Raw genomic sequence first — 18,018 nt, forward strand, 5'->3', positions numbered from 1 at the left:
CATAAATACTCTCTAAGAGTTTACAGCTAGATTGAATCGATGCGGCATGCGATTTAAATCTGCATAACCATCTTCTTCCCGCTCATTAGTGAGCGCTTCGGTCGGACAAGCCTGTACACATTTAAGGCAGCCTTTGCAATATTGATAGTCGATCCCCTGTAAGAACATTTGAGGCCGCCCCTTCTTGTCGGGGAGTTCATCCCAAACGAAACAGAAATCCGGACACACATTATCACAGGAAGCACAGTGAATACATTTATCTTCATGGAAGTGCGGCATCATTCCCGCACGCGAAATGCTTAAATCTTTCAGAATACTGTTCCCAGGATTCGTTATGACACCACCAATGGACTGCGTTTCATAGCCAAGCACTGGCGTATCGAAACGAACGAAGTCGGGCATCGTCTCACCTTCTGGAAGCGCATACGTTTGGAACTTAACTTCATTGTAACCGCGGTCAAACGTTCGTAAGGCGGGTGCAACAGCAAGCGGATATTTCTTTTCCAACGATTTACGAATAACGCCTCTCATAACATCTGGATCTAGAAAATCACACAACCGGAACAGAGCGCCAAGCATTGCCATATTCACTCGGTTCTTTTCTTCTAGCGAGATTCCAATTGCATCGATAACGGCAATGGTACCGCCCCGGAGCTTCATCTTTTCCTTCAACTCATCCGGTGTTTTTGTCGAATTCACAAGTACTGTACTATCTTCGTAGATGCCACTGATAACGTTTACAGTTTTGGAGAGTGATTCGTGAAAAACACCCACAACATGCGGTCGTTCGACCGGTGAAGTATCCCGAATTCTCGTATCCATGTCACAAAACCTTATATGTGCTTTCACTGCCGATCCTTTCTTCTCTGAACCATAGGAAGAAAAGCTAACTCCGTTCAAACCCACCCCTACGACTCCCGCTTCCGCCAGCATCTTACCCGCTAGATTCGCGCCGAGTCCCCCGATGGATTCCAGTCTAATCTCAAAAAAACCGAGATCGTTCAATTTAGGTAAAGTTACCATGCCAGGTCTCCTTTCAAAAATGAACTGCATAAAGAATGAATAGTATGAATAGTAAATCTACTCTCATTGTAACAAGAAATCTCTGGTAATCAACCTTTTTTTGAAGGGTTCACTTATAGCAAATAATCGATTATGAGGCCGCACCCTCCTAAATAGTAACTTTTCGGCCCTGGATTCTCATCTTGAGCAGAATTATCTTTCTCGGCATCCTCACAATCCTCACATACGTCCACATAATCATCATCAATCGGATTAAAGACAACACCGCAAACCTGTGAGCACGCTCGCATCCTCATCTCTCCTTGTTTGACAACCAACTCAGATTGTAAACGCTTGCACCTTCATGTTCCTTTATTATACAGCGGTTTATAGGAATAACACCATAAGTCTTTATCAAATCTTTAGCATTCGAAATGCCCCAATTCTCTTGATAAGGTCAGTTTATGTGAGATAATGTAGAAATAATAAAGATACTGTCGGACAGCGGAAAGGATGGCATTTCATATGCTCCATTCAATCATTTCCAATGAACTACATGGTCTCTTCTACATCATGAGTGCTATATTAATCCATCTAGTTCTTACCCCTATTTTCATTTACAAAGAATATCAGCGTAGATCTCTATTCGCAATTGTTTTAATCGTACTCATCTTTTTGTATTGGAAATTTGAAGACATTGATCCCTTAATTTATTCCCTCCATTTGTTTCCAATCAGCTTGATTGCAGTGATTCTGTTTGTCGGATTTATCCCAGCTTTTATTACCTGGACCTTATTTAACATTGGCTGTATGGTCGTCCTGAATTACTACTGGCAACCCGCTCTAATCAGTAGTGCTGTTTTACTATTAGGTGGATTTCTCATCAGAAATACTACAAATCAACCTACACTCAAGATGAAATTAACTTATGCAACGAGTATGCTGCTCGTGTACGAAGTATTGTATGCGCTTTTGATGCTGTACATACGATCTCCTATTACTTTGTATGCTGTATACACCGTAATTTTTTCCTTTTTCTCTCTATGGATGATTACATACTTACAATTTTTCGTGAAAAAACATGAGGTTCACAAACAAAGACTTGTCGCATTGGAAAAGGATCGAATGCTCGGACAGTTCGCTGCCACCATTTCTCATGAAATACGTAATCCTCTCACATCAACAAGGGGCTTTCTACAGCTGCTGGACCAGAAAGAGCTGTCCTTTAACGATCACAAACGTTATGTCGACCTTGCATTGTCGGGTGTGGATCAAGCGAATGCCATCCTGGGTGATTACTTAAACTATGCCAAGCCGTCATCTAACTTACAGGAACAATTAGAACTCAAAGAAGAGATAGAAGCTATGCTGCGTTTCATCACGCCATTTGCTGCAGATCACCAGGTTGCTATTCATATTAGTCATGAAAATGAAGATCCCTTATACATCCTAGGAGAATCCAAAAAGCTGCGCCAATGTTTGATGAATCTTGTTAAGAATGCGATTGAGTCCATGCCTAACGGCGGTAAAATTTCATTAAGCACCTGTAAACTGCCTAATGCCGTACAAATTTCTATTTCTGATACAGGCGTTGGAATGAGTAAACAGCAATTAAATTCGCTCGGTATGCCCTTCTATACAACCAAAGAACAAGGGACTGGACTTGGGCTTGTCGTGGTCATGAGTATTATCAAAATGATGAACGGAAAAATCTCTTTCTCCAGTCATTTAAACCAAGGCACGCAATGCTCCATTTTATTTCAGCAAAAGTGAGCATCCAACGCTCTCCATTAACAACCTTGATGATCTGTGCTATTCTGTTAAGACAAGCGATCACCATGATTGGTTAGGAGGGCTTTACTATGAATTCAGATTTCATTCCGATTAAATCACTTGAGGGCGACTTGAAAATGTCGCATAAGAAGAGGGATTTCGGCCTTACCGTCTCATCCAAAGAGCTGATCCTTCACAAACCTCACATTAATTATTATTTCAAGTTGGAACATATAATTAGCATTATTCCATACGATCATTCTGCTCTTAAAGCCGTCACCTTCGTAAACTTGCGATCAGCCAATCGAGAATTCACCCATGCAGCTCCCGGTTCTGATTACTTTCGCATTTATGTCCAAGCAGCTACCGTCCATAACCGCAGCGGGCTATTCGAAATTGGGCCAACCGATATCATCATTCCCATCCATCCGAGTATGCTCAAAGCCATATCTGAATATATGCAGCGCATCGGAATAACTATATTTTAGAGCTCCTCTACAACAAAAAAGCAAAGGTGAAAAGAAAGAATCTTTTCTCGCCCTTGCTTTTTTTATTTCATAATGATCATTTACAGATTTTCTTTCTCGACAATATAGGCTAGTAAGCGCTCGCAGCTCTCTTCTACCATCTCGTACACCTCTTGAAAATTACCCGTGTAATAAGGGTCTGGAACATCTTTATTGGCGCGATCAGGTGCAAAATCCAGCAATTTATGAATGGCAGCTCGTTTCTCACCTTCAACTAAATCAGGAGCAAACGATGCCAGATTCGTTACATTACTCTCATCCATCGCAATGATATATGTATATTGAACGAAGTCATCGGGCTTAACTTGCCTTGCTTTTAGACCTTCATAATTAATCTGATACTGATCCAATATGTCCCTAGTTCCTTGATGTGGGGGGTGTCCAATGTGCCAATCACCGGTTCCCGCAGAATCAATAGCAATTACAGTATCAAGACTCGCCTGTTTGACCTGATGACGAAAAACCGCTTCAGCCATGGGAGAACGACATATATTTCCTAAGCAAACGAATAAGACCTGGATCATACTTCACCAAAAATGAGCTTTTTTTCACGCATGGTGAGCGACCTAGCCGGAATATCCAGCACTATTTTACCTTCAGAAAGTCCCCAAATACGCGTGGCATATCTCTCCGCTAGTTCAACTTGGTGCAGCGTAGCAATGACGCTCATATTTCGATCTTTGCAAAGCGATTTCAAATCCTGCAAAATATATTCCGTTGATTTAGGATCAAGACCAGATACAGGTTCATCAGCGACAAGTACCTTTGGTCCAAGTATTAGCGCTTTAGCAATAGCAACACGCTGCTGCTCACCGCCGCTTAGTTGACCAACTTTCTTCTCACCCTTATCAAGCAACCCCACTTTTTCTAAATAATCCATGCTGTCCACGTGCTCATCTCTTGACGTCATGCCAGTCAAAATACGCAAAGGTGTTTGATAGACACGGCCCATCATAACATTCTTGACAGCGCTTTTATTTCGATTCAAAGCAGGCTTTTCTTCAAGAAATGCGAAATCTCTACCTAATTTGAAGCGTTCGAATGGTCCTGGCTTCGATATATCAATGGAGTTATAGATCAGCTGACCGCTTGTCCATTTCTCTTGATGACTGATGCAGCGCAGTAACGTGGTTTTTCCGCTACCACTGCCCCCAATAACCGCAATGAATTCGCCTTCATCAACTTGAAAGCTCACTTGTGAAAGTACCTGAATGTCCGGAGGATATACTTTACTTAAATTACGAACTGTAAGCATGACGATGTCTCCTTCGAGTAAGTCTTCTTCCGTCTTTCTGATAGAAAGACTTATTTCATAAGTTGCACTTTTGGGAAAAAATCGCCACTCGTTTCAAGCGGTAAGCCTGAGTAGAGGGCGATTTTCTATTTCCCAAAGGATGTTATCTTAATCGCAAGATGTCGGAGCTTCCGCCGTGCCTGCTTCTACATTAATTTTATCCGAAATCGTGTCACGAATGACCGACATAACTAGCTGCAATAAATAGTTGATATCATCTTGTGTTTGCTTGAATTCATTCACAATCGGAATCTCATCTAATTGATCCTGCAGTACTTCAATCTCATTCTCTATTTTCTCAATCATTTTAGCATTTTGGAAAGTCTCGAAAGCAACGACTTCCTTCTGTTTCTTCTTGATCGCACTAATTAGAACTTGGATATCAGGATTCGTAGCGATTTGCTTCTCAGCCTTTTGATAAAACTGTACTTCATTCGAAGTCGTTAACAATTCAGCCAATTCCTTGGCTTTGGTTAAAATATCTTCGCGTACGATCATTTCCGTATTTGTAAACTCCTCTACTTTAAAAGCATGAGGCTGATTATCGTTATGATTATGATCACATTGAGACACTTCTAAACACGCTCCTATCTATTTCAGCTTCAAATTAAATGGACATTTTCATGGGTTTGTTTACAATTTCACCCTTCAAAATCCAAGTTTGTGCATGCGTCACTTCCACTTCAACCATTTGACCAATTAAAGATTTATCACCTGTAAAATGAATCAATTTATTCGTCCGAGTGCGACCAGCTAGTACATCAGCGTTATTCTTACTTTCGCCTTCAACTAGTACTTCAACGGTCTGCCCTAACAATCTCTCATTGCTCGCTTTACTGTGTTTATTGACAAGCTCATTCAAGCGATAAAGACGTTGTTTCTTCACTTCCATCGGTACATTGTCTTCCATATCGGCAGCAGGCGTACCTTCTCGCGGTGAATAAATGAATGTAAACGCGAAATCGAAGCCTACCTCCTCATAAAGAGACATGGTCTCATCGAACTGCTCATCTGTTTCGCCAGGAAAACCAACAATAATATCTGTTGTCAGAACGACATCGGGCATCGTTTCTTTAATTTTACCGGCCAGCTGTAAATAATGATCTCTGGAATATTTTCTGCTCATTCTTTTCAGAACCTCGGTATTACCCGATTGAACTGGCAGATGTATATGTTCTACAAGATTACCGCGTTTACCTAGTACCTCAATCAAGCGATCATCAAAATCTCTTGGATGCGAAGTAGTAAAACGAATACGCGGTACATCAATTTTACGAATATCGTCCATCAAATCAGCGAATGAATACGTAATATCCTCAAAATCTTTACCATAAGCATTGACATTCTGTCCAAGCAGCGTAATTTCCTGAAACCCTTGACGAGCCAAGTCTCTAACCTCAGCAAGCACGTCTTGTGGTCGGCGACTTCTCTCTTTACCTCGCGTATAAGGGACTATACAGTATGTACAGAACTTATCGCAGCCGAACATGATGTTCACCCAAGCACGGATTCCTTCACGTTTTTTCGGTAAATTCTCAACGATATCGCCTTCTTTGGACCATACCTCAACGACCATTTCCTTGTTATAAAAGGCATCCTTTAATAAGGTCGGAAGTCGATGAATATTGTGCGTTCCGAAGATCAAATCTACAAAAGCATGCTTTTGCATAATTCGATTCACGACCGCTTCTTCCTGCGACATACAACCACAAACACCAAGAACAAGGCCTGGCTTCTGTGCTTTCAGTGCCTTTAAATGGCCAAGTTCACCGAACACCTTATCTTCGGCATTCTCCCGAATTGCACAAGTGTTGAGCAGAATAACATCTGCTTGGTACTTGTCCTCTGTCGTTTGATAGCCCATTTGCTCTAGTAAACCTTTCATTACTTCTGTATCATGCTCATTCATCTGACATCCGTAAGTGCGAATCAAATAATATTTATCTTTGCCGAACTCCTGCATGTCCTCAGGAATGGTGAAGTCATAGTGTACGGCGATCTCTTCTTTTCCGCGCTTCTTTGCATCTGTCAGTGAAGGAGGCTGAAAATATTGGGAATAATCCTTGTCGGATTTCACTTGGTTAGCCACTTTCTTTCCTCCTGAGAGTTTTCGTAGAAAACTTACTTCGTAAGCGTTAACTGAGTTTTGCTGTTAAACTGACGCAACTTTTATTATAGCATCACATGCCTACATAGTACAAAAAGAAATTAGCATATGTATGAATATTTACATACAGAACTAATCTAATAGTTCTGCTAAATCGCCAGTTTTCACTCCAGCAGCATTCCCCTCATCCGTGTCAATATGCATATCTAATGCATAGTTATCAGATACACGTGCAATGACATTCTCGAAAATCAATGGGCGTTCTCCATTCACTCTGACACGCAGAAGCTGTTTATCTTGAATGCCCCATTTCTTTGCATCCGAAGTATGGAAGTGAATATGTCTAGCCGCGACTATTACGCCTTGCTCCAGATCTACTTCCCCCTTTGGACCAATGACTCGAAGCCCAGGAGTTTGCTCAATGTGTCCGGATTCACGTACCGGCGGATTTATCCCTAAGGAAAAAGCATCCGTTCGCGATACTTCGATTTGTGTACTTGGACGTGCAGGTCCAAGAATACGTACCTTCTCGATCTTTCCTTTGGGTCCAACAATCGTTACCGTTTCTTGAGCTGCAAATTGACCGGGTTGTGAGAGATCCTTAAACGTCGTCAATTCATATCCTTGACCAAATAAAATGTCGATATGAACTGGAGATAGATGTATGTGTCTAGCTGAAACCCCTACCGGGACTGTTTTCATAGTACCCATCCTTTAACTTTTATAATAGTAGTCAGTATTGCCGCTCAGCAAAAAAGGCATACGGATAATCTCCATATGCCCTCAAGGTGTAACTATTATTTGAATTCAGTAAGCATTTTGCTGAAATCAGCTTCTGAAAGCTTAAGGTCTTGTTTGGAAAGTCCTTCTTTAGCAAAGCTTGGAATGGAATCTTCATAGCTCTTTTTCTCTTTGTTTTGATAGATAATACCCGTCAACATGGAGTTTGTTTCCATGATTTTGGTCATTGCCATCACGCGGTTTGTATAATCATAATCAGGAATTTCATCCAGATCCACGATGTTTTCTTTGAACCAGTCATACGTATTTACTTTATTGAAAGTTACGCATGGGCTAAATACGTTAATCAAAGAGAAACCTTTGTGATTCAAACCAGCTTCGATAACAGCTGTTAACTGTTTCAAGTTACTGGAGAATGATTGTGCTACGAAAGAAGCACCGGCAGCCATCGCAACTTCTAAAGGTGAGATCGCAGACTCAATTGTACCTGATGGAACGCTTTTCGTTTTGAAACCTTCCGCACTACGTGGGGATGCTTGACCTTTCGTCAAACCGTAGATTTGGTTATCCATAACGATATAAGTTACATCAATATTACGACGAATCGCATGTACAGTATGTCCCATACCGATTGCGAAGCCGTCGCCGTCACCGCCTGAAGCGATAACTGTCAAATCGCGGTTAGCCATTTTCACACCTTGTGCGATTGGCAAAGATCTACCGTGAATACCGTGGAAACCATAAGCATTGATGTAACCAGAGATACGACCGGAACAGCCGATACCAGATACGATTGCTAAACCTTCAGGCTCTAAACCAACATTAGCTGCAGCACGCTGAATGGCCGCTTGTACGGAGAAGTCTCCGCAACCTGGACACCAGTTAGGCTTTACATTGTTACGGAAGTCTTTTAATGTTGCCATGCTAAAGTCAACTCCTTACATTTTTGTTCAATTTCTGCTGGCAAGAACGGGTTACCATTGTATTTAAGAACGTTTTTAATTTTATCTGCATGACCAACATGCAGTTTAATTTGATCTGCTAATTGTCCAGTTGCGTTGTTTTCAACAACGATAACTGTTTTTGCTTTTTCAACAAGAGGTCTCAACTGCTCTGCAGGGAACGGATGAATCAAACGCACTGTAGCGTGATTTGTCTTAATTCCTTCCAGTTCAACGCGGCTTCTTGCTTCATCGATCGTTCCACCAGTGGAACCCATTCCGATAATCAGAAGATCTGGATTCTCATGAGGTGCGTCGAATTTAATTGCATCAGTAACTTGAATGTGTTTCAGTTTCTCAAGACGCTTATCCATCATACGTTGACGGTTTTCAGTGCTTTCCGAAGGACGACCTGTTTGGTCATGCTCAACACCTGTAACATGATGAATACCATTTTTCACGCCAGGAATCACACGCGGTGAAACACCGCTTTCCGTGAACTCATAACGTTTGAACAATTGATTTGCTTCTTGTTCAGGAACATCTGATACTAGCGCTCCGCGGTCAATCACAATGCGGTTGTAATCTAGCATCTCTGCTGATTGTTTACCCAAGGAGAGTTGCAGATCCGTCATCAAAATGACCGGAACTTGATATTTCTCAGCAAGGTTGAAAGCTTCAATCGTATCATAGAAGCACTCTTCAATCGTGCTTGGGGAAAGAACGATTTTCGGGATTTCACCGTGTGTACCATATACCATCGCATTCAAATCGGATTGTTCTTGTTTTGTCGGAAGACCCGTACTTGGACCACCACGTTGTGTATCTACGATAACAACAGGCGTTTCAGTCATACCAGCCAGACCAATGGCTTCCATCATCAAAGATAGACCAGGACCTGCGGAAGCTGTAAGTGCACGAGCACCTGCGTAGTTAGCACCGATAGCCATTGTACATGCTGCAATTTCATCTTCGGTTTGGATCACAGTTCCACCCAATTTAGGAAGTGCTTTTTGCAAGTATTCCATAACTTCAGATGCTGGTGTAATTGGGTAAGCTGGCATAAAGCGGCAACCTGCTGCTACAGCTCCAAGAGCGATGGCATCGTTACCGATCATGAATAATTTTTGATTGCCGTCAGCTGGTTCCAATTGGAAGTCAGCAATAGGTCCACCGGCTAATTCTAGTACGGATTCTGCACCTTTACGAACAGCTTCAATATTTTTTTCTACAACAGCTGCGCCTTTACGGCCAAATTCCTCTTCAACAGCTTTATTAAACACGTCAAGCGGCAAACCGAGCAATGCCCAAGAAGCGCCTGAAGCGGCCATGTTCTTAAATAGGGAAGTTCCTAGTTCTTCTGCAATCGCAGTAATTGGAACTGGAAACAAACGTGCTTTAATTCCTTCTGGTAAAACGGGGTTAAACTTTGCATCTGCAACAATAACACCGTTATCACGAAGTTCGTGTGCGTTAAAATCGATACTTTCTTGGTCGAAAGCGACCAGAATATCCAAATCGTCTGAAATTGCGCGAATCGGTTTAGTGCTGATGCGAATCTTGTTATTTGTATGTCCCCCCTTAATCCGTGAAGAGAAATGACGGTACCCATACAAATAGTAACCGAGACGGTTCAATGCAGTAGAGAAAATGCGGTCTGTACTTTCGACCCCTTCACCCTGCTGACCTCCGATTTTCCAAGATAACTGACTAATCACCGTACGTCCACTCCTTTTGATTGTAGCTGCATGAAGACCTAAAAAAGCTGATTTGTAGTAATTTAAGATGACGCTATAAAAATTTTCTTTCACTGTCATCCAAATTCTATGCCTTTACAGAGTAAATTGCAAGGGGTTTAAACGATTCTAAAACATAGAGTTTTTAGATCGAATCCATATCAATATTAGAATGATTCCCTGCTTTCATTTCGGAAGATTGGTGAGCATGAATTTCCGCCAATTTCCATAGAGGAATGCCTCCACTTGTGTTTCCTTATAGTTTTTACATAAAGCTTCTATTATATTTCCGTATTGACCGACATGCCTCAAACCTTTCATCCATTGCTCAATCCCATCAAAATCCGATCCGAAGCCAATATGCCCTTCCCCGCCCAAAGAACAAACATGATCAATATGCTTTAGCAGTGCCGCAATAGGAACAGCTAAATTAGCGCTATCTACAAAGTAAGGAACGAACGTAATCCCGATTAGCCCTTGACACTGGATGATAGCTTTGATTTGATCATCTGATAAATTTCTTGGATGAGGACAAACTTTTTGAGCATTCGAATGGGATGCAATGAATGGTTTTGCATATACCTCAACCAATTCCCAGAACGCCGCTACTGATAAATGTGATACATCTGCTATTATACCCATAGTTTCTAATTCTTTTAACATCAGCTTGCCTTTTCTTGTAAAACCACTTTTACGCGGCTCCATAACACCATCTGCAGCCCAATTTGCATAGTTCCAAGTCAAACCAATACTTCTAACACCAAGGTGGTGAAGAATCCTTAAATGTGTCATGTTACCAGCTATTGCATCTAAACCTTCAAGAGTAAGAATAGCTCCAATCTGTTCCCCAGCTTCAACCACTCGCCAGTCTTCTACATTCTGAATAAATTTCATCCCTGGATGACGAATAATTTTTCGATGAAATAAATCAACCATTTGCAAAATATGATCGAATGTAGGCTGCTGAATGGAATCCGATAAGTAGATGGCAAAGCACTGAACTTTTACTCCCGCTTGCTTAAGTCTTGGATAACTGACATCCAACTCTTGTTCTTCCTTATCGAAATCCAGCTTAGGGTTCATATACAATTTCGTAAGCGCATCGCAGTGACCATCCATTATTCTCATCCTAGCAGCCTCCTATACACCATCTTCTAGACAACACAAAAACCCCTAAGCAGAGGTTTGGTAGGAATTGTGAAAAACCTGTCTACTAGGTAAACAGGCTAATTATTTGGTATGGTACGGTTTATTACCTTGGTTCTACAATAAGTTTAATGGCCGTCCGATCTTCCCCGTCAATCACGATGTCTGTGAAGGCTGGTACACAAATTAAGTCAACTCCACTGGGCGCAACAAATCCTCTTGCGATAGCTACTGCTTTGATGGCTTGGTTTAGGGCGCCTGCACCTATAGCTTGGAGCTCAGCAGCTCCACGCTCACGCAAAACACCTGCCAATGCACCTGCTACGGAGTTTGGATTGGACTTTGCTGAAACTTTTAATACATCCATGAATAGTACCTCCTCGGGAATGATGGATAGATTCCATTACCCATCATATTCTCAAGGTTTCACAAACATGCTATCGTATCCAATTTAAATGTTCGCAATATTGGGAATTATCTGCTAATCCATGAATACTTGATCTTCATCATAACGAATGAGGTTAATTCCTTTTGCCAAACCTGTCTGATCGTTCAACTCAATTACGACAGCGTGGAAATGCCATTTGCCTTCATCCGTTACGAATCGAACTGGAAGCTGTGTTTTGAACTTTTGGAGTACTGCATTACGTTCAACGCCAAGAATACCATCACGCGGCCCTACCATCCCTACATCGGTTACATACGCTGTTCCTTGTGGCAAAACACGGTTATCATTCGTTTGAACATGTGTATGTGTGCCAACAACGGCTGACACCTTTCCATCCAAATGCCAACCCATCGCAATCTTCTCAGAGGTTGCTTCCGCATGGAAATCAACAAATACAAATTTATGTTTTTTCTTATCCGCTTCAAGAATCTCGTCCACTTTACGAAAAGGGCAATCAATCGGCGGCAAGAATGTGCGTCCTTGCAAATTAATAATCAGTAATTCCTGATCCTTAACCTTAATGACCGTATGCCCTCTTCCTGGTGTTCCAGGAGGAAAATTAGCGGGTCGAACCATCTTCTCGTCACGATCAATGAAATCAAAAATCTCTTTCTGGTCCCATGTATGATTGCCCATCGTTAGAGCCTGAATGCCCATCTCATAGATTTCCTTAGCAATAGCCGATGTAATGCCTTTCCCTGCAGCAGCATTCTCACCATTAGCAATAAACACTGCGTGAGGATGAGCTTGTTTTAATCTAGGCATAATATTTTTTAACGCTTTTCTTCCAACAGATCCAACAATATCTCCAATAAATACGATTTTCATAACAAATTAATAGCTCCTTTATAAACCATAGATGCAAAGGCGAGCAATTGATGGACTAATGACCAGCCTAAAAATAAGGAAAAGTGGCTGTATCAGCCACTTTTCGCATTGGTATCTTATTTAGCGTATTCAACAGCCCTTGTTTCACGAATGACCGTAACCTTAATATGTCCTGGATAATCGAGTTCACTCTCGATTTTCTTCGTAATATCACGGGCAAGACGGAACGCTTCGGTATCATCCACTTTCTCCGGCTGAACCATTACGCGTACTTCGCGACCTGCTTGAATGGCGTATGATTTCTCAACACCTTCGAAGGATTCCGAAATTTCTTCAAGCTTCTCCAGACGTTTAATATACGTTTCAAGCGTCTCTCTGCGTGCTCCAGGTCTTGCTGCGGATAAAGCATCTGCAGCTCCTACTAACATCGCAATAACAGAGGTTGCTTCCACGTCACCGTGATGCGAAGCAATACTATTAATAACGACTGGATGCTCCTTATACTTCTTACCAATCTCAACACCGATTTCCACATGAGATCCTTCAACCTCGTGGTCTAGCGCCTTACCGATGTCATGAAGCAGCCCGGCACGTTTCGCCAAAGTTACGTCTACCCCGAGCTCCCCGGCCATCAGACCAGCCAGATAAGCTACTTCCATGGAATGTTTCAACACGTTTTGACCGTAACTTGTTCTGAATTTCAAACGACCCAGAATTTTGATCAAGTCAGGATGCAATCCGTGTACACCAACCTCAAACGTTGCTTGCTCCCCATATTCGCGGATACGTTCGTCCACTTCTTTACGGGATTTCTCAACCATCTCTTCAATGCGTGCCGGATGAATACGTCCATCAGCAACAAGCTTTTCTAGAGATGTACGAGCAATTTCGCGTCGGATTGGATCAAATCCTGATAAAATAACTGCTTCTGGCGTATCATCAATAATAAGGTCGATACCCGTCAATGTTTCCAGTGCGCGAATATTACGTCCTTCACGTCCGATGATGCGGCCTTTCATTTCTTCATTTGGCAATGATACAACTGAAACGGTTGTTTCAGCTACGTGATCTGCAGCACAACGTTGAATGGCGAGCGTGATGATCTCACGGGCTTTCTTATCGCCTTCTTCTTTGGCCTGCTGTTCGATTTCTTTAATAAGCTGTGCGGTTTCGTGACGAACTTCCTGTTCTACGTTTGTAAGAATGATACTCTTAGCTTCATCCATTGTAAGCCCAGAAATTCGCTCTAACTCCGAAACTTGGCTTTTATAAAGCTGATCAATTTGTGATTGCGTATCCTCGATCCGCTTCTCTTTGTTGGCAACTTGCTCTTCTTTACGCTCGAGAGATTCTAATTTTTTATCCAGCGATTCCTCTTTTTGCAACAATCGTCTTTCTTGTCGTTGAATTTCATTTCGACGTTCACGAATGTCTTTTTCAGCTTCGGACCTCAGTTTATGCACTTCGTCCTTTGCTTCCAGAACCGTTTCTTTTTTCAGTGCTTCTGCTTCCTTCTTTGCAGATTCTCTAATCTGTTCAGCGGCTGTTTCAGCACTGGAAATTTTCGCTTCTGCAAGAGATTTACGGATAAAATAACCAATCCCTAAGCATGCAGCTCCAACAATGAGAATGATCGCGATCCAGATGAATGGCATCATCTTGTTCACCTCCTCGTTGGTTTCTCCAAGGTGTTAGCCTGGGATTCCCTTCGGTTTTTTAATCCGATTTTTAATTGTTTGACTAGTCATACATACCCTACTTATTAAGAGCATGGCTTTTAAATGAATGCGCACCGTGCGTTAGAGGCACTATAGTGCTAATAATCCATAATCAACAGTGTAAAAATTGGCGGTTTCTACATCTGTCCCCTCAAAATCAATGAATTTAGTATGATTTTGAATACATTATGAAAATATACACTGTTATTTTATCTTTTGTCGAAGAAGCTTGTCAAGCGAATGTCCCTGAGATGACAGAATAAGTATTTCCAGCACCTGCACAACACTTAATGTCATTAACTAACTTGACATATAATTAATGTCATTAACAATCAAAGTGGTCATCTGAGATTTCAAACTCATCTTCATTCGATTCACTGCTTAATACCCCCAAAACCTTGTTAACAACAGAGCCCGTATAACCTCTCCGCATTAGAAAAGCTCCTGTCTTTCTTTTACGATCCATTGTCTTGCCTGAGGTTTGCTTCCATTTCGTTTGGCCCAACTTCATTGCCCCTGTATACTCATCTTCGGGATCGATAGTCTCCATAGCATTTTTGACTAATTCTTTATCAATGCCCCTTTGTTGTAACTCCTGTCGAATGAGATTACGACCTTTTCGTTGCGAAATAATGCGATTATCTGTCCACATTTTCGCAAATTCCTCATCATTGATATAATTTTGCTGAACTAGCTTCTCACATGCCCATGCAATAATAGGCACTTCGAATCCTTTTTCTTTCAGCTTACGTTTTACTTCACTTAATGAATGAGGTCGTCTGCCTATCATGCTTATTGCCTTTATATAAGCCATATTCTGTTCCTCATCAAGTGTTATACTTTCGATTTCTTGGAGATGTATGGATTCCCCTTTATTTAACCGATGCTTGATTAAAATATCTTCATGAACGGAGAATGCGTATTCTTCATTTAGAAATATATTGTATCGATGCTTACCACGCTTCTGTTTCTCAACCTTGGTGATGATTAACAATGGTTGTTGCTCTTCACTATTCAAAACTAACCAACTCCTTTAATGAAGAAAAGCACCTTAACACAAGGTTTAAGGTGCTTTCATCTATGATCATTAAAACTTATTCGAAATCTGGTTCCAACTCATCATCTTCCTCGTCAACATTAAGAGGGATTGCTTTGATTAAATTACTGTTCTCTCGAATCCGTAATTCAATCGTTTCCGAGATACTTTTGTTATCCTTCAAAAACTGCTTCGAATTCTCACGGCCTTGACCAAGACGTTCACCTTCATACGAATACCAAGCTCCGCTTTTATTAACGATATCCATCTCTGTTCCGATATCAATAATGCTGCCTTCGCGTGAAATTCCTTCACCGTACATAATATCCACTTCCGCTTGTTTGAACGGCGGAGCTACTTTATTCTTAACGACTTTAATTCTTGTGCGGTTACCAACCATATCATTACCTTGCTTGATCGTTTCCACACGACGGACATCTAGCCGTACGGATGAATAGAACTTAAGTGCACGGCCACCAGGTGTTGTCTCTGGGTTACCGAACATAACGCCAACTTTTTCACGTAATTGGTTAATGAAAATCGCGATAACTTTGGACTTGTTGATCGCACCAGACAGCTTACGAAGTGCTTGGGACATCAAACGAGCCTGCAGACCCACGTGAGAATCACCCATGTCGCCTTCAATCTCTGCTTTAGGCACTAATGCCGCTACAGAGTCAATAACAATAATATCTACAGCACCACTTCGCACTAGTGCTTCAGCGATCTCAAGTGCTTGTTCACCGGTATCCGGCTGAGAGAGTAGAAGCTCATCTATATTAATACCAAGCTTGCTTGCATAAGAAGGATCCAATGCGTGCTCCGCATCGATAAAAGCTGCTTGTCCACCATTCTTCTGTACTTCTGCGATAGCATGCAGAGCTACCGTAGTTTTACCAGAAGACTCAGGTCCATATACTTCAATAATTCTTCCGCGTGGAAATCCACCTATTCCAAGAGCGATATCAAGCGCAAGAGAGCCGGATGAAATCGTTTCAACTTGCATATGTGTAGATTCTCCAAGCTTCATAATGGAGCCTTTTCCGAACTGTTTCTCAATTTGACGTAAAGCATTATCAAGTGCTGCGCGACGATCTGACAAAACACTCACTTCCTTCTTCTATCATTATAGGTATATGATAACTTGTTTTCAGGTGTTTGCCAAGCATTTTTTCGAACATACATTCGACTTTTTAGCGAACAAACAAAAAACCGCAACAAAGTTATCGCTTTGTTACGGTTCTTCCGTTAACACTTAGTCTCATTATATGCGAACTCTAGCTATCTTTCAACTGTTTCCATAAATGATAGAGTGCGCTTTTGGCCGCTCTATGCTTGATGGACTCCCGATTACCAGATAGCTGCAGAGTAATAACCCTTGTTGCTACGTCTTTTTGAGCAAAACCTATATAAACAAGCCCTACTGGCTTGCCTTCAGACGGACTTGGACCCGCTACACCTGTGACTGATAGTCCTAAGTCACTTCCAGTCACAGTAATCAATTTCTCCGCTAAGAGGGTCGCTGTCTCGCTGCTAACAGCACCTGGGGAACCCTCCCCTTCCAGCACATCCATTGGAACACCGAGTAGCTTATGCTTCAAGGCATTAGAATAACAAATAATCCCTCCCAGAAAAGATTGGGAACTCCCAGGCACTGCAGTAATCAAATCACTTAGCATGCCGCCTGTGCAGCTTTCTGCCACAGCAAGTGTCAGTTTCTTCTCGCCAAGCAATTGCAGCACAATCGTTTCGATGGGAACATCTTGGTCGGCATAGAGATGTTCTCCTAATCGCTTTCTAATCTCTAGTTCAGTCGCTTGAAGATTCCGTTCGCCTTCCGAAGCTGTCTGTGCACGTGTTGTTAAGCGAATCGTCACTTCGCTTTCTTTGGCATATGGAGCGATCGTTGGGTCCGTTTGAGCTTGAATTAGATCAATTAATTGATGCTCCAAGTTAGATTCACCGATGCCAGCAAATTTTAGCATTTTGGAATATAGCGGAATCTCATTAGTCATCCGTGCACGCAACCAAGGAGCCGCATACTTGGTGAACATAGGCTTCATTTCTTTGGGCGGGCCAGGCAGCAGAATGAAATGTGTTCCTTCGTATGTAAATGCAACACCAACGGCAAGCCCTGTTTCGTTATGTAAAGGATCACTTCCAACTATCATCATCGCTTGTCGTCTGTTGCTTTCCACCATATGGATCCCGCGTGACTGGAACATATCCGTGATTATTTTCATAGAGGGCTCATGCAAAATCAATTCACGGCCTACAAACGCAGCAAGCACATCCTTCGTCAAATCATCCTGCGTAGGTCCAAGACCTCCTGTACAAATAACGACGTCAGCCCTTGAAGCGGCTAATTTGAAGCTATCTAGCAATCTCTGTTCATTATCACCAACGACTGTTTGGAAATACATATCTACGCCAAGCGCAGCACACTCTCTGGAAAGAAATTGAGCATTTGTATTTACAATTTGGCCTAGTAAAAGTTCCGTTCCAACTGCGATTATCTCTGCTTTCATTTCGAATTCCCTCCTTAAAATGAGAAAACCTCTACCTCGGCATTCAAAGTTGAGCGACCGCGTCTAACGAGGAGAGACTTTGGTCTACGACCAAAGATCCCTAATGCGGGGAGACTTTGGTCTACGACCAAAGATCCCCAATGCGGAGAGACTTTGGTCTACGACCAAAGATCCCTATATTAGGTTTTACCAC

Annotated in this window: 18 protein-coding genes; 2 read left to right on the top strand and 16 right to left on the bottom strand. The window is 42.0% G+C overall.

All coding sequences use genetic code 11. The annotated features are described in order from the left end of the window. Positions 1 to 12: 12 nt before the first annotated feature. Together ASG85_RS00490 and ASG85_RS37525 are read right to left on the bottom strand one after the other, a co-directional pair. Positions 13 to 1,023, bottom strand: coding sequence for a 2-oxoacid:acceptor oxidoreductase family protein (locus ASG85_RS00490; RefSeq protein ID WP_029195292.1), 1,011 nt, complete (start codon positions 1,021 to 1,023; stop codon positions 13 to 15). Between the two features lie 113 nt (positions 1,024 to 1,136). Continuing rightward, positions 1,137 to 1,313, bottom strand: a complete 177-nt coding sequence (locus ASG85_RS37525) for a hypothetical protein (protein ID WP_156389848.1) — start codon at positions 1,311 to 1,313, stop codon at positions 1,137 to 1,139. Positions 1,314 to 1,527: 214 nt separating this feature from the next. Here ASG85_RS37525 and ASG85_RS00495 point away from each other — a divergent pair, with 214 nt between their 5' ends. Then, positions 1,528 to 2,775: a sensor histidine kinase gene (locus ASG85_RS00495; protein WP_060645107.1), complete on the top strand. Its 1,248-nt coding sequence runs from the start codon at positions 1,528 to 1,530 to the stop codon at positions 2,773 to 2,775. An 89-nt stretch (positions 2,776 to 2,864) separates the two neighbouring features. Further along, complete coding sequence (locus tag ASG85_RS00500; protein ID WP_057301490.1) at positions 2,865 to 3,263, top strand: hypothetical protein; 399 nt, start codon at positions 2,865 to 2,867, stop codon at positions 3,261 to 3,263. Positions 3,264 to 3,343: 80 nt separating this feature from the next. Here ASG85_RS00500 and ASG85_RS00505 read toward each other — a convergent pair whose 3' ends face one another. The 14 genes from ASG85_RS00505 to ASG85_RS00570 all read right to left on the bottom strand — a co-directional run bounded on the left by ASG85_RS00505 (position 3,344) and on the right by ASG85_RS00570 (position 17,825). Then, positions 3,344 to 3,826 carry a low molecular weight protein-tyrosine-phosphatase gene (locus tag ASG85_RS00505; protein ID WP_060645108.1) on the bottom strand — a complete coding sequence of 161 codons (483 nt, stop codon included), beginning with the start codon at positions 3,824 to 3,826 and terminating at the stop codon, positions 3,344 to 3,346. Continuing rightward, on the bottom strand, positions 3,823 to 4,557 hold the full coding sequence (locus ASG85_RS00510; RefSeq protein ID WP_057301492.1) for a phosphonate ABC transporter ATP-binding protein: 735 nt from the start codon (positions 4,555 to 4,557) through the stop codon (positions 3,823 to 3,825). Before ASG85_RS00510 ends, ASG85_RS00505 begins: the two co-directional genes overlap by 4 nt. A 147-nt stretch (positions 4,558 to 4,704) precedes the next feature. After that, on the bottom strand, positions 4,705 to 5,094 hold the full coding sequence (locus ASG85_RS00515) for a RicAFT regulatory complex protein RicA family protein (protein WP_060645408.1): 390 nt from the start codon (positions 5,092 to 5,094) through the stop codon (positions 4,705 to 4,707). 109 nt (positions 5,095 to 5,203) lie between these two features. Continuing rightward, a complete protein-coding gene (miaB, locus tag ASG85_RS00520) occupies positions 5,204 to 6,673 on the bottom strand; it encodes a tRNA (N6-isopentenyl adenosine(37)-C2)-methylthiotransferase MiaB (protein WP_414858667.1) in 1,470 nt (489 codons plus the stop codon). Positions 6,674 to 6,835: 162 nt separating this feature from the next. Next, entirely contained in the window at positions 6,836 to 7,405 is a 570-nt protein-coding gene (pduL, locus tag ASG85_RS00525) for a phosphate propanoyltransferase (RefSeq protein WP_060645110.1), read from the bottom strand. Positions 7,406 to 7,500: 95 nt separating this feature from the next. Next, entirely contained in the window at positions 7,501 to 8,367 is an 867-nt protein-coding gene (locus tag ASG85_RS00530) for a 2-oxoacid:ferredoxin oxidoreductase subunit beta (protein ID WP_057301495.1), read from the bottom strand. Continuing rightward, positions 8,355 to 10,103 (bottom strand): 2-oxoacid:acceptor oxidoreductase subunit alpha, encoded by a 1,749-nt coding sequence (locus tag ASG85_RS00535; protein ID WP_057301496.1) that lies wholly within the window; start codon positions 10,101 to 10,103, stop codon positions 8,355 to 8,357. The genes ASG85_RS00530 and ASG85_RS00535 overlap by 13 nt, the downstream gene beginning before the upstream one ends. A 204-nt stretch (positions 10,104 to 10,307) precedes the next feature. Then, on the bottom strand, positions 10,308 to 11,249 hold the full coding sequence (locus ASG85_RS00540) for a dipeptidase (protein WP_060645111.1): 942 nt from the start codon (positions 11,247 to 11,249) through the stop codon (positions 10,308 to 10,310). Between the two features lie 124 nt (positions 11,250 to 11,373). Further along, positions 11,374 to 11,634 carry a stage V sporulation protein S gene (locus ASG85_RS00545; RefSeq protein WP_028558349.1) on the bottom strand — a complete coding sequence of 87 codons (261 nt, stop codon included), beginning with the start codon at positions 11,632 to 11,634 and terminating at the stop codon, positions 11,374 to 11,376. Between the two features lie 114 nt (positions 11,635 to 11,748). Next, positions 11,749 to 12,543 (bottom strand): TIGR00282 family metallophosphoesterase, encoded by a 795-nt coding sequence (locus ASG85_RS00550; RefSeq protein ID WP_057301498.1) that lies wholly within the window; start codon positions 12,541 to 12,543, stop codon positions 11,749 to 11,751. Between the two features lie 116 nt (positions 12,544 to 12,659). Then, complete coding sequence (gene rny, locus ASG85_RS00555; protein ID WP_057301499.1) at positions 12,660 to 14,201, bottom strand: ribonuclease Y; 1,542 nt, start codon at positions 14,199 to 14,201, stop codon at positions 12,660 to 12,662. Between the two features lie 385 nt (positions 14,202 to 14,586). Then, positions 14,587 to 15,279 (bottom strand): regulatory protein RecX, encoded by a 693-nt coding sequence (locus ASG85_RS00560; protein WP_060645112.1) that lies wholly within the window; start codon positions 15,277 to 15,279, stop codon positions 14,587 to 14,589. Between the two features lie 76 nt (positions 15,280 to 15,355). Next, the gene (recA, locus tag ASG85_RS00565) at positions 15,356 to 16,399 is read right to left on the bottom strand and encodes a recombinase RecA (protein WP_056832791.1); all 1,044 of its coding nucleotides are present in this window, start codon (positions 16,397 to 16,399) and stop codon (positions 15,356 to 15,358) included. Positions 16,400 to 16,574: 175 nt separating this feature from the next. Then, positions 16,575 to 17,825 (bottom strand): competence/damage-inducible protein A, encoded by a 1,251-nt coding sequence (locus ASG85_RS00570; RefSeq protein WP_060645113.1) that lies wholly within the window; start codon positions 17,823 to 17,825, stop codon positions 16,575 to 16,577. Positions 17,826 to 18,018 lie beyond the last annotated feature (193 nt).

Source organism: Paenibacillus sp. Soil724D2, assembly GCF_001427935.1.
Taxonomy (GTDB): Bacteria; Bacillota; Bacilli; order Paenibacillales; family NBRC-103111; genus Paenibacillus_E.

Bases quoted from the DNA above. Each gene is read 5' to 3' on its own strand.
- ASG85_RS00505 (WP_060645108.1), bottom strand. From the start codon at position 3,826: ATGATCCAGGTCTTATTCGTTTGCTTAGGAAATATATGTCGTTCTCCC.
- rny (WP_057301499.1), bottom strand. From the start codon at position 14,201: ATGATGCCATTCATCTGGATCGCGATCATTCTCATTGTTGGAGCTGCA.
- ASG85_RS37525 (WP_156389848.1), bottom strand. From the start codon at position 1,313: ATGCGAGCGTGCTCACAGGTTTGCGGTGTTGTCTTTAATCCGATTGAT.
- ASG85_RS00545 (WP_028558349.1), bottom strand. From the start codon at position 11,634: ATGGATGTATTAAAAGTTTCAGCAAAGTCCAATCCAAACTCCGTAGCA.
- ASG85_RS00500 (WP_057301490.1), top strand. From the start codon at position 2,865: ATGAATTCAGATTTCATTCCGATTAAATCACTTGAGGGCGACTTGAAA.
- ASG85_RS00495 (WP_060645107.1), top strand. From the start codon at position 1,528: ATGCTCCATTCAATCATTTCCAATGAACTACATGGTCTCTTCTACATC.
- ASG85_RS00490 (WP_029195292.1), bottom strand. From the start codon at position 1,023: ATGGTAACTTTACCTAAATTGAACGATCTCGGTTTTTTTGAGATTAGA.
- ASG85_RS00510 (WP_057301492.1), bottom strand. From the start codon at position 4,557: ATGCTTACAGTTCGTAATTTAAGTAAAGTATATCCTCCGGACATTCAG.
- ASG85_RS00515 (WP_060645408.1), bottom strand. From the start codon at position 5,094: ATGATCGTACGCGAAGATATTTTAACCAAAGCCAAGGAATTGGCTGAA.
- ASG85_RS00540 (WP_060645111.1), bottom strand. From the start codon at position 11,249: ATGAGAATAATGGATGGTCACTGCGATGCGCTTACGAAATTGTATATG.
- pduL (WP_060645110.1), bottom strand. From the start codon at position 7,405: ATGAAAACAGTCCCGGTAGGGGTTTCAGCTAGACACATACATCTATCT.
- ASG85_RS00530 (WP_057301495.1), bottom strand. From the start codon at position 8,367: ATGGCAACATTAAAAGACTTCCGTAACAATGTAAAGCCTAACTGGTGT.
- ASG85_RS00570 (WP_060645113.1), bottom strand. From the start codon at position 17,825: ATGAAAGCAGAGATAATCGCAGTTGGAACGGAACTTTTACTAGGCCAA.
- ASG85_RS00550 (WP_057301498.1), bottom strand. From the start codon at position 12,543: ATGAAAATCGTATTTATTGGAGATATTGTTGGATCTGTTGGAAGAAAA.